Annotated in this window: 12 protein-coding genes and 1 pseudogene; 3 read left to right on the plus strand and 10 right to left on the minus strand. The window is 30.7% G+C overall.

Annotated elements, in window-relative coordinates; translation table 11 throughout:
• Positions 1-208: 208 nt before the first annotated feature.
• The gene (locus tag CN925_RS12900) at positions 209-1,420 is read right to left on the minus strand and encodes a serine hydrolase domain-containing protein (RefSeq protein WP_098846629.1); all 1,212 of its coding nucleotides are present in this window, start codon (positions 1,418-1,420) and stop codon (positions 209-211) included.
• A gap of 171 nt (positions 1,421-1,591) precedes the next feature.
• Here CN925_RS12900 and CN925_RS12905 point away from each other — a divergent pair, with 171 nt between their 5' ends.
• Complete coding sequence (locus tag CN925_RS12905) at positions 1,592-2,218, plus strand: trimeric intracellular cation channel family protein (RefSeq protein ID WP_098846630.1); 627 nt, start codon at positions 1,592-1,594, stop codon at positions 2,216-2,218.
• 64 nt (positions 2,219-2,282) lie between these two features.
• Here CN925_RS12905 and CN925_RS12910 read toward each other — a convergent pair whose 3' ends face one another.
• Complete coding sequence (locus tag CN925_RS12910; RefSeq protein ID WP_098846631.1) at positions 2,283-2,834, minus strand: NADPH-dependent FMN reductase; 552 nt, start codon at positions 2,832-2,834, stop codon at positions 2,283-2,285.
• Between the two features lie 358 nt (positions 2,835-3,192).
• On the opposite strand from CN925_RS12910, the gene CN925_RS12915 reads away from it, so the two are divergent.
• Positions 3,193-4,107, plus strand: coding sequence for a DMT family transporter (locus CN925_RS12915; protein ID WP_098846632.1), 915 nt, complete (start codon positions 3,193-3,195; stop codon positions 4,105-4,107).
• 525 nt (positions 4,108-4,632) lie between these two features.
• On the opposite strand, the gene CN925_RS12920 is transcribed toward CN925_RS12915, so the two are convergent.
• Positions 4,633-5,214 (minus strand): MerR family transcriptional regulator, encoded by a 582-nt coding sequence (locus CN925_RS12920; protein ID WP_098846633.1) that lies wholly within the window; start codon positions 5,212-5,214, stop codon positions 4,633-4,635.
• 510 nt (positions 5,215-5,724) lie between these two features.
• Positions 5,725-5,850 (minus strand): annotated as a pseudogene (locus tag CN925_RS12925) (ABC transporter); the annotation flags it as partial.
• Positions 5,851-6,163: 313 nt separating this feature from the next.
• Here CN925_RS12925 and CN925_RS12930 point away from each other — a divergent pair.
• A complete protein-coding gene (locus CN925_RS12930; protein ID WP_098846635.1) occupies positions 6,164-7,765 on the plus strand; it encodes a glycoside hydrolase family 10-like protein in 1,602 nt (533 codons plus the stop codon).
• Between the two features lie 66 nt (positions 7,766-7,831).
• Here CN925_RS12930 and recQ read toward each other — a convergent pair whose 3' ends face one another.
• The 6 genes from recQ to CN925_RS12960 form a co-directional block, all read right to left on the minus strand.
• Positions 7,832-9,943: a DNA helicase RecQ gene (recQ, locus tag CN925_RS12935; RefSeq protein WP_098846636.1), complete on the minus strand. Its 2,112-nt coding sequence runs from the start codon at positions 9,941-9,943 to the stop codon at positions 7,832-7,834.
• Positions 9,944-9,983: 40 nt separating this feature from the next.
• Positions 9,984-10,424, minus strand: a complete 441-nt coding sequence (locus CN925_RS12940) for a YaiI/YqxD family protein (RefSeq protein ID WP_098846637.1) — start codon at positions 10,422-10,424, stop codon at positions 9,984-9,986.
• Entirely contained in the window at positions 10,408-11,124 is a 717-nt protein-coding gene (locus tag CN925_RS12945; protein WP_098846638.1) for a pseudouridine synthase, read from the minus strand. Before CN925_RS12945 ends, CN925_RS12940 begins: the two co-directional genes overlap by 17 nt.
• Positions 11,125-11,207: 83 nt before the next feature.
• Positions 11,208-11,711: an ankyrin repeat domain-containing protein gene (locus CN925_RS12950; RefSeq protein WP_098846639.1), complete on the minus strand. Its 504-nt coding sequence runs from the start codon at positions 11,709-11,711 to the stop codon at positions 11,208-11,210.
• A gap of 85 nt (positions 11,712-11,796) precedes the next feature.
• A complete protein-coding gene (locus CN925_RS12955) occupies positions 11,797-12,408 on the minus strand; it encodes a pyroglutamyl-peptidase I (RefSeq protein ID WP_098846640.1) in 612 nt (203 codons plus the stop codon).
• A 251-nt stretch (positions 12,409-12,659) separates the two neighbouring features.
• Positions 12,660-13,616 carry a LacI family DNA-binding transcriptional regulator gene (locus CN925_RS12960; RefSeq protein WP_098846641.1) on the minus strand — a complete coding sequence of 319 codons (957 nt, stop codon included), beginning with the start codon at positions 13,614-13,616 and terminating at the stop codon, positions 12,660-12,662.
• Between the last annotated feature and the right edge of the window lie 25 nt (positions 13,617-13,641).

The following is a 13,641-nucleotide window of genomic DNA, read 5'->3' on the forward strand; positions in this document are numbered from 1 at the left end:
TTTTTATCCAATTACTACTCATTTTAGTTCATATCAATCAAGTATTAATGAAAAATTGAAATCATTTCTTAAATTCCCTCCAAATTTTTGAGCAGAAATTAAAAAAGGCCTATTTTAAAATAGGTCCTCTTTGTGTAGAGAAAGTACAAAAACTTGATTTTTTAGACTGTTGACAAACAATATCAGTCTAAGAGGATATTTTATACTTTCAATTTGTTTTTAATAAGCTTTCTTCAATAACATATTTATAAATAACTTCTGCTAATTCTTTTTCTACTTCAAATCTTGAATTTTGGGATAAATCGAACTGGCTTCCGTTCAAGATAAAAATTATGCCAAATTGTTTCTCATCATGCCAATATAAATTACTAATTAATCCGTATGCTTCACCTGCATGTCCAATCATTTCTTTGTAATCCGGTAAGAAGTCGTGGCTAATATGAAAACCAAGACCCATTTTACTAAAAAAGTGATTATTTTCTTCTCTAGACCATTGAATTGATTTCATTAATTTTGAAGTTTTTTGTTCAAGCATTTGTTGTCCATTTAAACGCCCATTTAACATATGAGCTCGTAAAAACTTACTTAATTCAACCGCAGTTGTCCTTAGTCCACCTTGAGGTTCAAATAATCCTCCATGATTTCCAATGATGTATTGATCCCAATGAGTTTTCGAATAACCACTTTGCCTAACATCATCAATTGATACATTATATATATTTGTATCTTTATTTTTTTCATATAAATTTGCTAGTTCATGACTTTTGTTTATATTTGAATATGAAAAAGCAACATTCTTCATTTCTAGTGGTTCAAATAAATTTTGTTTAATATATTGGTCAAATCGTAAACTAGTTACTCTTTCAATAATTGCACCGCATATGATCGCACCAATATTTGAATACATCCAATCAGTTCCTGGTTTCCAATTCCCCCATATTTCTTTCGTAAAATAATTTCCATTTTCATTTAATAAATCTTTAAGTTGTATAGTAAAATTCGAATGTCCATCTTTAATAAACTTTGCATAAACACTATTCGATGCATCGTCTGAGTTAAGTGAAGATGTATGAGTTAAAATTTGTCTCAATGTAATAAAAGAATTAGGAAAATTAGGATTTCTTACTTTAAAACCTAAATAATGACTAATATCTTGATTTAAATCGATTAATTTTCTTTCAACTAATTGCATGATTGCTGTAGCAGTAAACAGTTTTGAAATAGAAGCAATTCGAAACATCGTATTTTCAGTAACTAAGTCTCTTGTTTCTAAATTACGAAAACCATAAGCATCAGACCAAATCAGTTTATCTTTCAAAACTGCAGCTGCTTGACAGCCGACAATATTAAATTTGGCCATTATTAATTCAATTTCTTTTGATACAATTTTATTTTTTTGATGTTTAATATTGTTTGGCATTTTAACCTCTCCAATCTATAAATTCAAGTGAATTTTATGTAAAATACTGTAATTTTTTTTTATGAAAAAATTTTTTAAAATGAAGCGTTTTCAAAGTTATTTTAATATTGTAATAGTCCTTACCTGTTGCTAAAATGAATCATAGAAAATGGAATTAAGGGGATAGAATGGATGATTTTGATCGAGGTTTTTGTCTATGCAGGTATAATCGCTGCTAGCATTTCAGGTACTTTGGTTGGTATTCAAAAGAAATTGGACTTATTTGGTGTTGTTTTTTTAGCAGCTTGTACTGCGCTTGGCGGAGGGTTAATTCGTGATATTATTTTAGGTCAAACGGTTCCGAATGCTTTTGCAAAACCTCAATATTTTATCGTAAGTACAGTAGTATCAATTGTAACATGGTTATTTTATCAACGAACAATGCAGTTCCAATCAACTTTAATTATTACTGATGCAATTGGTTTAGGTGTTTTTACTGCTGTTGGTTCCTACTCGGCAATTGATCATGGCTTAAAAGGTTCTTTTTTAATTATTTCGATGGGATTAATCACTGGAATTGGTGGTGGAATTATGCGAGATGTATTCGCAAGAGAAATTCCATTTGTATTCCGAAAAGAAATTTATGCAATTGCAGCAATCATCGGATCGATAACAATTTTGTTTACACATGATGAATTTACTAAATTACAATCTTTGTATATTTGTTTTCTAATTACTACAGCAATTAGAATGATCGCTGTCCGATACAAAATGAACTTTCCTATTAGGAATGTAAATGATAAATCGTTTTTACTCTAAGCTTAACAAACACGTTAAGCTATTTTTAATGGTCCTATCAAATAATTGAATAGGACCATTTATTTTATTTGGAAACACTTTTTGATGCTAAGTAATCTTTATATAAAATTTCTTTTTGTACATATTCTTTTAATTCATCAATTACTTCAGCTACTTTTGAAAATGCTTCAGGCTTTACAACTGTATCATTTTCAAAATCAACTGGGTCTAAAACAAGTTGTTTTGGTAATGCGTTTCCATATACACCGCGAATTACTGTTCTCATACTATTTAAAGCGTTAATACCACCTTTTCCACCACCAGCTACTGCTAATAAAGAAATTGGCTTTTTCTTGAATGGTTCAGAACCTAATAGTTCAACTAGGTTTTTTAAAGCTCCACTCATCGCATTATTGTACTCTGGCGTACAAAGTATGATTCCATCAGCATTAACTAGCAATTCTTTAATTGCTTTAACTGCTTCAAGTTCTTTTTGTTCAGCTTCCCCATTATAAAGAGGAACTTGTTCAAATGCTAAATCTAAATTTGTAAAATTATTAGAGTCTGCAATTTGTTTTGCTAAGAATCTAGTTCGACCATTTGCTCTAGGTGATCCATTTACTACTACGATATTCATCAAATTTCCCCTCACAATTCAAAAAATAATCACTAAATTGACATATATTTACAATCAAGCTATAAAACTACAAATAATAGTATAAATGAAATCTATTTATTTGCCTATTAATTTAAACAGAATTTAATGAAAACTTCGATTTTATAAATTTTGAAAAGGTCTTGTAAAATATTTTTATTTAGAACTTCTAATTAAAGAAGTATCTTTCTTTTTTTCCCTTTTACTTCCTCATGAACACGTTATATGATGTATGATTTATTCAAACCCTAAGATTAATTCAATTGATATAACTCTAAAGTTTAGTATATACTTATTTGACAGAATATTGAAATTACACATAGAATGGATGTGATACATATTGGGGAATTTGGCAGTAAATAAAAAAGCGACAATTAGTATCATTATTGCAATGGCTACTTTCGGCACAGTAGGTTTCGTCGCTCCTCGAACCGGGCTAAAAGCTATTGATTTAGTTTTTATTAGATGTGTTTTTGCGAGCATATTTTTATTTTCCGTTTGGAATTTATCAGGGTTAGCTAAAAAAGAACTATTTAATAAAAAAGACATAGCTCTTTCTTTATTTAGTGGGATCTTATTAGTTTTGAATTGGGTATTTTTATTTAAATCATTTGAAAATTTATCAGTTACAATTTCAGTTTCAATTTATTATTTAGCCCCTGTTATTTTGTTCTTATTGGGAAGTTTAATTTATAAGGAAAAAATCACGATAATTCCTTTACTTGGGGTTTTAAGTAGTTTTATCGGATCTATTCTTTTATCTGGTATTAATTCCGATTTTACACTTGATAAATTCCTTTCGTCTGGTGTCATTTGGGCATTTCTTGCAGCAATCTTTTATGGGTTATTAATGATTGTAAATAAGGGGATTAATCAAACTAGCTCATATTTTACGACATTACTTCAAACAACATTAGGGTTTCTACTATTAATTCCTTTTGTTAAATTTGATTCTTTTCAAAACTTACATTTAGAAAACTGGAGTTTTATTATCATTATTGGATTTGTTCACACAGGCGTTATTTATGCATTATTTTTTGGTAATATTCGATTTTTACCTTCTAATATAATTGCTGTGTTAACATTTTTAGATCCTGCAGTTGCCATTGTTTTAGATACAGTCATTACAGGATTTAAACCAACATTAACGCAAGTAATTGGAATTTTTATGACATTTTTAGGGATTGCTTTAATCTTGCTTCTGAATTCACCAAAGAAGCTATCGCAAAATTCAAATGAAAAAATTGCAAATTAACGATTTATTCACTTAAAAAGAACGTTAACTTCATTGTCAAACTATACTAAAAAGACTATAATTAAGTCATAAAGAATATACTAAAAAGGGATGTGCTGCGAACACACCCCTTCCGAGTAGTAATTGGTAAAGTTGCTTTCCTCGGATCCAGTGAAAAAATAATCACCACAACCATTTGAGGGGTAGGGTGGTTATTTTTTTTTGCTAATGGAAATGATTATACCGATTATGCTTAAGATTACAGTTGAAGTTATCCCAACACATTGAATAATTAAATTTGCAATCTCATAACCAGTCACATTCTCACCTCCCTTCTTAGCGAAGAAAGGCACCTACCACAACTCTACTCTACCTAATTTTACCATAAGAACATCTAAAACACCAGAATGTATGTTCTGTTTTTACAATATTTGATTAGAGGCCATTTCGTCTATTCATGAAGAGTAACTTTTCCTAAAATTGCATTTTTTGAACTTAATGAGGTAACTAGAATGAGGGGTTAATGAAAATCCATCAATATTAAGCTCATATTTCGAAATACCATTTTTTTAATTCTTCTAGTTTTTTACTTACTTTCTTTCGTATTGAATTTTTTTCTTGAGTGGCTGCCGTTTCTAGTAAAAGTTGTTGATCTTGTTTTCTTTGTTCTCTCCATTCTTCTATCAGTAATCTAGTTTGCTTTTCTCGTTGTTTTAATACTTCTTTATGTTGTAGATCCATCTTTTTAGAAAGTCTTTCTTCCATTTCATTCATTAGTTTTTCAATTGTTTGTAATTGCTGTCCATTGTTTTTTTGTATTAAGTGCTCTGTTAAGGTTATAGACTTGTCTTCGTTTATCGTATCAGATTGAGGTATTAATCTATTGGTTTGCTCTATTATCATTCTCGCAGACTTTTCTAACGTCATACCGTCATGCTTACTTAATTCAATTAGTTTTTCGAATATTAAGACATCATAATTAGAATATTGTCGATGTCCTCTACTATTCTTCTTAATCTTATAACCAACTTTCTCTAAGATGTCCTGATACTTTCTGAATGTACTAGGTTTCAAATCCAATTGCTCTCTTATTTGAGTACTAGTTAATATTACATCTCCGACTATCATGCCCTCACACTCCTTACAATGCTTATATTCTATATAGGCATGCTATCTCCTTTTTGCATCGGTTAGATTAAGTCATGTTTCTATGTCTGAAATTTTCTCCCAATGATTTGGCTAACATTTAGCACCAGAGTTTATTGAAAATATTGATGAGTTCATAAATGAATTTTTAAAAAAATATAAATAAAAAAACTCATTTGTATTTTTGACAAATGAGTTTACATGATCAAGCTAATTACAATATTTTAGTTTAAAAGATATGTCATCAAAAGTATTACAAATACTGTTAAACCCGCTGATATTTTTAAGTTCCTACCTAAGTTTAAATGATTCACCATATCTCCCACTTTCAAATAAAATATTTTTTTAATATAAAATGTATTTTTAGAAATTTCGTTTTTTTATACAGATTAATCATACTAAGTATTCTTTTCTATTTCCATGTATAAAATGTGAACATTATTCAATAAAAATTGGCTGTTTTATGATTCATAAAAATAACAATCAAAAAACTCCAATTGTTTGACAAAAAGTTGTTTTACCTGAACCAAATAATCCAGCAATTCCCAAAGACTGATTATCTGGTAATATTGCATCTAATTTATTAATATTATTTGCAATTAATTGACTGATCTTCAAATTATTTTCCTCTCTCGTCTTATAAAATTTGAATAAATTATGAATGTTCTTTCCTTATATGACCTTTAGTTTCTGCAAATATACTTACAATTAATAGTTTACCAATTTAAGACAATAAAGGATATAATTCGCGAATGATAAAATGCTTTATATTTTGGATTTTCACAAATGAACAAAAGTCGAAATTTAATTTCTTGATTTTTTAGATTTTTTTGAAATTTAATTTCAAAAACGATAGACAATACTTTCCATTTTTGGTAGTTTTATATTATGTAAGCGCTACTAATTTAATAGAAAGTAAGGTGAAACACTTATGAAGAAAAGAAAACTTGGTAAATATGCGATTGCTGCTACAGTAGGCGCATCGTTATTATTTCAACAAATTCAAAATGTTCATGCTGAAACTACTTCACAGTACTCAGTCCCGCCTAAGCATGAGTTGCGAGCAGCTTGGATTGCATCAGTTACAAATATCGATTGGCCATCAACTACTGGCTTGTCTGAAATGCAACAAAAATCAGAGTTTATTAAACTATTAAATGATGTAGAAAAGATGGGGATGAATTCAGTTGTTGTACAAATTAAGCCGACCGCTGATGCTTTTTATCCTTCTGAATATGGTCCTTGGTCTAAATACTTAACTGGTACACAAGGTAAGGATCCCGGCTATGATCCACTTGCATTTATGGTTGAAGAAGCACATAAACGAAATATTGAATTTCATGCTTGGTTTAATCCTTATCGTATTACGATGCCAAGAACTGCCCCAGGAGATGCGACTTTAGAAGATTTAAATACTTTAGCAGATAACCATCCTGCACGAAAACATCCTGAATGGGTAGTCCCTTACGGAAAACAATTATATTTTGACCCGGGTAATCCAGATGCACGTCAATTTATTATTGATGGGATTATGGAAGTTGTAAAAAAATATGATATTGATGCAGTACACTTAGATGATTATTTTTATCCATATCGTATTGCAGGGCAAGAATTTCCTGATCAATCTTCATACGAAAAATATGGTAAACAAAATTTTGCTAATATTGAAGATTGGCGACGAGAAAATGTAAATCAGTTTGTAAAAACTCTTCATCATTCAATAAAAAAAGAAAAAACATATGTTAAATTTGGTATTAGTCCTTTTGGAGTTTGGCGTAATATTGCAAAAGACCCTACTGGTTCAAATACAACTGCTGGTCAAACAAATTACGATGATCTATTTGCGGATACAAGAGAATGGATTAATAATGAATACATTGATTATATTACTCCTCAAATCTATTGGAATATAGGATTTGAACCAGCTGCATATGATAAGCTAGCAAATTGGTGGACGAAGGAAGTAAAAGGTAAGAATGTTGATTTATATATTGGACAAGCTGATTATAAAATTAACGCTAACAATGAAGCATGGGCTCTTCCTGATGAATTACCAAAACAAATTGCATTAAATCGTACAATTCCAGAAATCAAAGGTAGTATGCATTTTTCACTAAAAGACTTAAATCGAAATCCACTTGGTATTAAGGATCGCTTAAGCCAAGACTTATATAGAACAAAGGCATTAATACCTTCAATGCCATGGTTAGATGATCAAGCTCCAAAGCAACCAAAATTCGAAAACGCTCTTCGTACAAAAGATGGAATCCAACTTACTTTAAATACCCATCCAAATGATCAAGATGTTTCATATTATGTCGTTTACCGTTTTGACGGATTACAGAAAGATAGCATTGATGATCCAAGAAACATCTTAACTACCGTTCGCAAATCAGAAAATGGCAAAACAATCTATTTAGATACAACAGCAAATTTAGATAAAGACTATACGTATGAAATAACTGCTGTAGATCGCCTTCATAATGAGAGTAAAGTAAGTAATCAAATAAAAGTTAAAGCTAGTAAAAAATAGGAATAATAAAGAGCTTCCAAATCAATTTAGGAAGCTCTTTATACTTTTAGTGCACAAAAGTTACTATTATGTAGCAGATTTCATAATCACTGCTTTAATCATAAAATAACTAATTTCAGAAGGTAATTCATCTTTTATAGGTCGAAGCTTTTCGCTACCGACTGTATTAATTACTTCTTTAATTTGTTTTTCAATTTCATTTGGCACTACTTCATCCCAATCAAACTGATCATCTTCTATTGCACTTTGCAGAATATGATTTTCAACGGTAGTCGTACTTAATCCTCTCTCTTCTGCAATTTGGGAAATAGAAAGTCCGTTTTGATAAGATTCATATGATATTTTGTGTGAAAGTACTTTATTAATTGTTGTCGCTTTTGGTTTTGTTGTCTCTGCTTCAATTTGGTTTTCTTCTTTATACTTCTTAATCACTTCTATAAATTGCTTACCAAATTTTTGTTGTTTTTGTAATCCGACACCTTTTGCTTGTAGGAATTCTTCGTCAGTAGTAGGAAGTAATTTACATAAATCTCGTAAAGTACTATCTGCAAAGACGACAAATGGTGGTACGCCAAGTTCTGATGCAATTTCTTTACGTAAACTTCGTAGTTGATCAAATAAACCATTATCAACAGTTGTCATTTCAGTCACTTGGATTTCTTCTTTTTTCATTACGTTTATTTTATTTAGTAGTACTTCTCTTCCTCTATTTGTTACAGTTAACAATGGGAATTTACCACTTGTAACGCCAATATATTGTTCCGATGTTAAATAATCAATTAAATCGCCAACACTTTTTAATGTACGGTTTTTAAATAAACCGTATGTCGTTAAAGTATGAAAATTTAAGTCTATTAATTTTTTATTCATTGAACCTGTTAGTACTGATGCGACCATTGTTTTACCAAATCGTTCACCCATTCGGATAATGCAGGATAAAACGATTTGAGCATCAATTGTAATGTCTATTGCAGTCCGCTTGTCAATACAATTACTACACTTTCCGCAGGAGTGGTCACTTTCGTCCCCAAAGTATTTTAAAATAAATGCCTGTAAACATGTTTCGCAATAACTATAATCCTTCATTGATTGTAATTTAGAGATTTCTTGTTTTAGGCGATTAGGGTCAAAAGTTGATTGCTCAATTAAAAATCTTTGTATTTGAACATCTTGTGCCGTGAATAGTAAAATACATTCACTTTCTAACCCATCTCGACCTGCTCTTCCTGCCTCTTGATAATAGCTTTCCATATTTTTAGGCATTTGGTAATGGATTACGTATCTAACATTACTTTTGTCAATTCCCATTCCAAAAGCATTCGTAGCAACCATTACATTAATATTATCTTGCAAAAATGCATCTTGTTGTTTAGACCGTTCTGCATCGCTCAAGCCCGCATGGTATTTACCGACAGAAATTCCTTGGTTTTTTAATTTATTCGTAACATTATCTACTTCTTTTCTTGTTGCGGCGTAAATAATTCCTGATTCGTTTTTATTTTGTTTTATGTAATTACAAATATAATCTAATCTATTTTGACCTCTAATGACTTTAAATGACAAATTTTCCCTTTCAAAGCCCGTAATGATTGTCGTTTCCTCATTTATGCCTAGTTGATTACAAATATCTGATTTAACTTGAGGAGTTGCCGTCGCAGTTAGTGCCAATATTGTTGGGTTTGTAGGCAATTCTTGTATTAAGTTTTTTATGCGTAAGTAACTTGGTCTAAAATCATGTCCCCATGACGATATACAGTGAGCTTCATCTACTGCAACAAGTAAGATTGGCAATCTTTTTAGCTCATTAATAAAACTTTCTGATTCTAATCTTTCAGGTGCAACATATAAAATTTTGTATTCACCATAACTTAAATCCATCATTCTTTCATTTACTTCTTTATAAGAAAGAGAACTATTAATAAATGTGGAAGGAATACCTACTTGATGCAATGCATCTACCTGGTCTTTCATTAAAGAGATTAAAGGAGAAATGACGAGGGTAATTCCTTGAAGAATTGTCGCTGGAATTTGATAACAGATCGACTTCCCACCACCTGTAGGCATTATACCTGCAGTATGCTGGCCAGATAATACTCGTTCAATAATTTGTTCTTGTCCAGCTCTAAAATTTTCATAACCAAAATATTTTTTTAAGTTTTCTCTTGCAAGTGTAAGCATGCTTGCCTCCTTTTTATTTTATTTGTACAATTCTATTTTACTATAAAGAAATTGAAGAAAGTAATTTTCTTAAGCCGTTTTCGAAATTCGTATTATCAAGCTTTTGGCGTTTTTTTGGTCCCTTCACTCGTCCACCAGCATTCCGAATTTTCTTTGAAACATATCTAGTATGTAAAAGTGAATCAATATTTTCATTTGTATATTGAAAACCGTTTTGATTTAATACGTAAGCATTCTTTGATAATACCATTGCTGCTAGACCATAATCTTGGGTAATGATGAGATCTCCTTTTTCAACCCGATTTACTAAAGCAAAATCAACTGCATCAGCACCTTGTGAAACAACGATTGTTTCAGCGCCTTCTCTTTGCATGATATGAGCAGTATCACATAATAAAAGAACGTTTATTTTAAATTCTGCTGCAATTTTAATTGTTTCTGAAACTACTGGACAACCATCTGCATCAATTAAAATTTTCATTTGTTTCTTCCTCTTTCAATTGTTCTTTTAAATAAAATAGTTCGGCGTCTGTTAATTTTCTCCATTTACCTATTTCTAGATTTTCCATATGGATATTCATAATTCGGATTCTTTTTAATTTAATCACTCTAAATCCAAAACTTTTTGCCATTTTCCGAATTTGACGATTTAAACCTTGCGTTAAAATAATTCGAAAAGTATAATCATCTATTTTTTCAACTTTACATTTTTTAGTTAAAACTGTTCCTATCTGTACTCCATTTGACATACCATGAATAAATTCTGCATCAATTGGCTGATCAACTGTGACAATATACTCCTTTTCATGTCCATGTTCACTATGTAAAATTTTATGTGCAATAGGTCCGTCATTTGTGAGGATAATTAAACCTTCAGAATCTTTATCTAATCGACCAATTGGAAAAATCCTCTTTGGATAATTAATAAAATCAATTATATTACCTTCTACAGTTCGTAATCCTGTACAAGTAATTCCTACTGGTTTATTTAAAATGATATAATCTTTTTCACTTGTCAAGTGAATAACTTCATCATTTACTTGCACAAGATCGTCTTCTTCTACTATGCTGTTTTTTTCAGCAGTTAGTCCATTAATTTTAACTTGGCCAGAAGCAACTAATCGCTCTGCTGCTCTTCTCGAACAATACCCTGATGCGCTAATATAAACATTAATTCTCAATACTTATTCCTCTTTTACTAGTCTTTCTTTTATCATAACAAAAAGTGCTGTGACATAACAGTCATCACAACACTTCGAATTATTTATAGGGTTACTTCTTTAAAAAAATTGATAAACTCTGAATTACCGCGTTCTTCAGCTATATCAATTGGCGTTTTACTAGAGTTATTTGTTTTAATTTTCGCACCGTTTTTTAACAAATAATTAGCAATAATCGTATTTCCTTCAAATGCTGCAATATGTAATGGAGTGTTACCTTCATTATCGCTAATATTAGGATTTGCTCCATTCGTTAAAAGAAAATTGATCACTTCTATCGACTTAGCACCTGCAATTGCTGCATGGAGAGCTGTGTTTTGTGGGATGAATGAAAGCTTTGAGTGAGAAAGTGCATTGATCTTAGCACCATTTTTTACTAAAGTTTTTACAACTTCATATTGACCATAATGTGCAGCAATCCCAAGTAATGTTAACCCATGCTCATTTTCTTCATGAATCAAATTTGGCTGATCACTTATTATCTCAATTACAATGTCATTTTCACCTTTTTTTGTTGCGTCAAATAATTTTTCAAGTAAACTTTCCATTTGATCTCTCCTTATTTCTACATTCAATATGTTGTCCGGTTGTTAGTACTTGGATGGTTCTAAAAGGAAAAATATCTATTGGGTACTAGTCATTTAGACTTATCACTTTAATTGCAAGTTTTATAGCATCTGTCAAATCAGTTTGCGACCAACTTGGTAACTTCTGATCAATTACTGCCATTTCATGTGAAGCAGGGATATGGATAAATCCACTCGGAACTTGCTTGTTTATTTTTTTTAATTCATTAAGCATCTGATACATAACGTTATTACACAAATAAGTACCTGCAGAATTCGAAATTTCAGCTGGAAATTTGTGTTTGTTTAATTCATTAACAATGTTTTGAATTGGGAGTGTCGAAAATAGTCCATCCGGGCCTTCTGGATCGATTTTAGCCCCCTCATATTTATTCCCTTTATTATCTACTGCACCATCATTACAATTTATGGCGATCCGTTCTGGTGTTATTTTAAATCTACCACCTGCTAATCCTAATGATATTACCGCAGATGGGTTATACAAATGAAACAATTTAATTAATTCATTACCTGCCTTACTGAAATCAACAGGTAAAACAGCCCCGATAATTTGAAAACCTCCAACCTCTTGATTATTTAACTCTTTCACAATTTCTTCTGTAGGATTAATTGAAAAGTTCAAAAAAGGTTCAAAACCTGTTAACAATAATGTATTCAAAAGCATTCAGTCCTTTGGTAAAATTTAGATAGTGTAATAATTCGACAAGCTCAGTTTAATTTCCTTTCATTTTAGTAAAAGCCGTTTAAGTCTAAAGATTTACTATTAAAAACTATTTTTTCCTTTTGTTTCGTTTATTACGGTATGTGAAATTTTCATCATCAGACAAAAAAAAAGAAACTTAAACCTCTCATTTAATAAAAGTTTAAGTCTCTTTTAGAAAAACTTAAGTTACTGATCGAACTTTCTATTTAAGAAGAGCCACCAACAGTTAATGAAACTTCTATTTTCTCATTCTCAACAAATTCATTCGATATAAGTTTCAATAAATTTTTAGCCGCTAATGAACCCCAATCAAATGTAGAATAAGATACTGTACTTAATCTTGGAGAAACATATTTTGATAATTCAATATTATCAAAACCTACAATAAAAACATCTTTACCAATTTTATATTGAGTATCTTGTAGATAGTTATAGATCCCTATTGCCATTTCATCATTTAAACAAAAAATAGCACTTGGTTCATTATAGTTAGAAAAGATTTGTTGTGCTGCTAATTCGCCTGAATCTTTCATGAAATTTCCAATGATCTCAATTAACTCAACATCAGGATAATTTGTTAATTCTTCTCGAACACCCTCTATACGTTTTCTTGAATCGTATGATCCATCTGGCCCAGTTACGACATATACTTTTTTCACATCATTCGTAAGAAGCTCTTTAATCGCTAATTTAGCTCCGTGATTATTATCTAAAAGAACTCCTTTAATATTGTTGTGCTGTAATTCTCGATCCATCACTACCATTTTATAATTTTTTTTAGCGTAATCTAAAAGTTCTTCATCTGAAAAAGCCTGATCTAAAATTATTCCACCATCAATTACTTTTTCTAGTAAAAGGCGATGGGATTGCACGCCAGAACAAGCAATTAATTCATACCCCTTGTCGTTTAAAGCTTGTCTCATTCCTCTTAACAGTGGTCCGTAAAAATACCCGCCGTAATCAGCTAAAAATACCCCAATAATTTTTGTTTCTTTAACCTTTAACATTCTAGCAGCAGCATTAGGAACATAACCTAATCTATTAGCAATCTTCATAATTCTGCTTCGAGTTTCTTCCGTTACTTTTGGGCTGCCATTCAATGCATATGACACTGTTGAAATGGAAACTCCAGCTTCTTTGGCAATATCTTTTATTCCCGCCATCCCTTTTTCCTCCATTCTATGTATA

This window comes from Bacillus sp. AFS055030 (assembly GCF_002574545.1).
GTDB lineage: Bacteria > Bacillota > Bacilli > Bacillales > Bacillaceae_G > Gottfriedia.

What these genes read in the sequence shown, in the direction of transcription:
- CN925_RS12900 (WP_098846629.1), bottom strand. Translation starts at nt 1,420, where the DNA reads ATGCCAAACAATATTAAACATCAAAAAAATAAAATTGTATCAAAAGAA.
- CN925_RS12950 (WP_098846639.1), bottom strand. Translation starts at nt 11,711, where the DNA reads ATGGAAAGTTTACTTGAAAAATTATTTGACGCAACAAAAAAAGGTGAA.
- CN925_RS12960 (WP_098846641.1), bottom strand. Translation starts at nt 13,616, where the DNA reads ATGGCGGGAATAAAAGATATTGCCAAAGAAGCTGGAGTTTCCATTTCA.
- CN925_RS12905 (WP_098846630.1), top strand. Translation starts at nt 1,592, where the DNA reads ATGATTTTGATCGAGGTTTTTGTCTATGCAGGTATAATCGCTGCTAGC.
- CN925_RS12940 (WP_098846637.1), bottom strand. Translation starts at nt 10,424, where the DNA reads ATGAAAATTTTAATTGATGCAGATGGTTGTCCAGTAGTTTCAGAAACA.
- CN925_RS12920 (WP_098846633.1), bottom strand. Translation starts at nt 5,214, where the DNA reads ATGATAGTCGGAGATGTAATATTAACTAGTACTCAAATAAGAGAGCAA.
- recQ (WP_098846636.1), bottom strand. Translation starts at nt 9,943, where the DNA reads ATGCTTACACTTGCAAGAGAAAACTTAAAAAAATATTTTGGTTATGAA.
- CN925_RS12910 (WP_098846631.1), bottom strand. Translation starts at nt 2,834, where the DNA reads ATGAATATCGTAGTAGTAAATGGATCACCTAGAGCAAATGGTCGAACT.
- CN925_RS12930 (WP_098846635.1), top strand. Translation starts at nt 6,164, where the DNA reads ATGAAGAAAAGAAAACTTGGTAAATATGCGATTGCTGCTACAGTAGGC.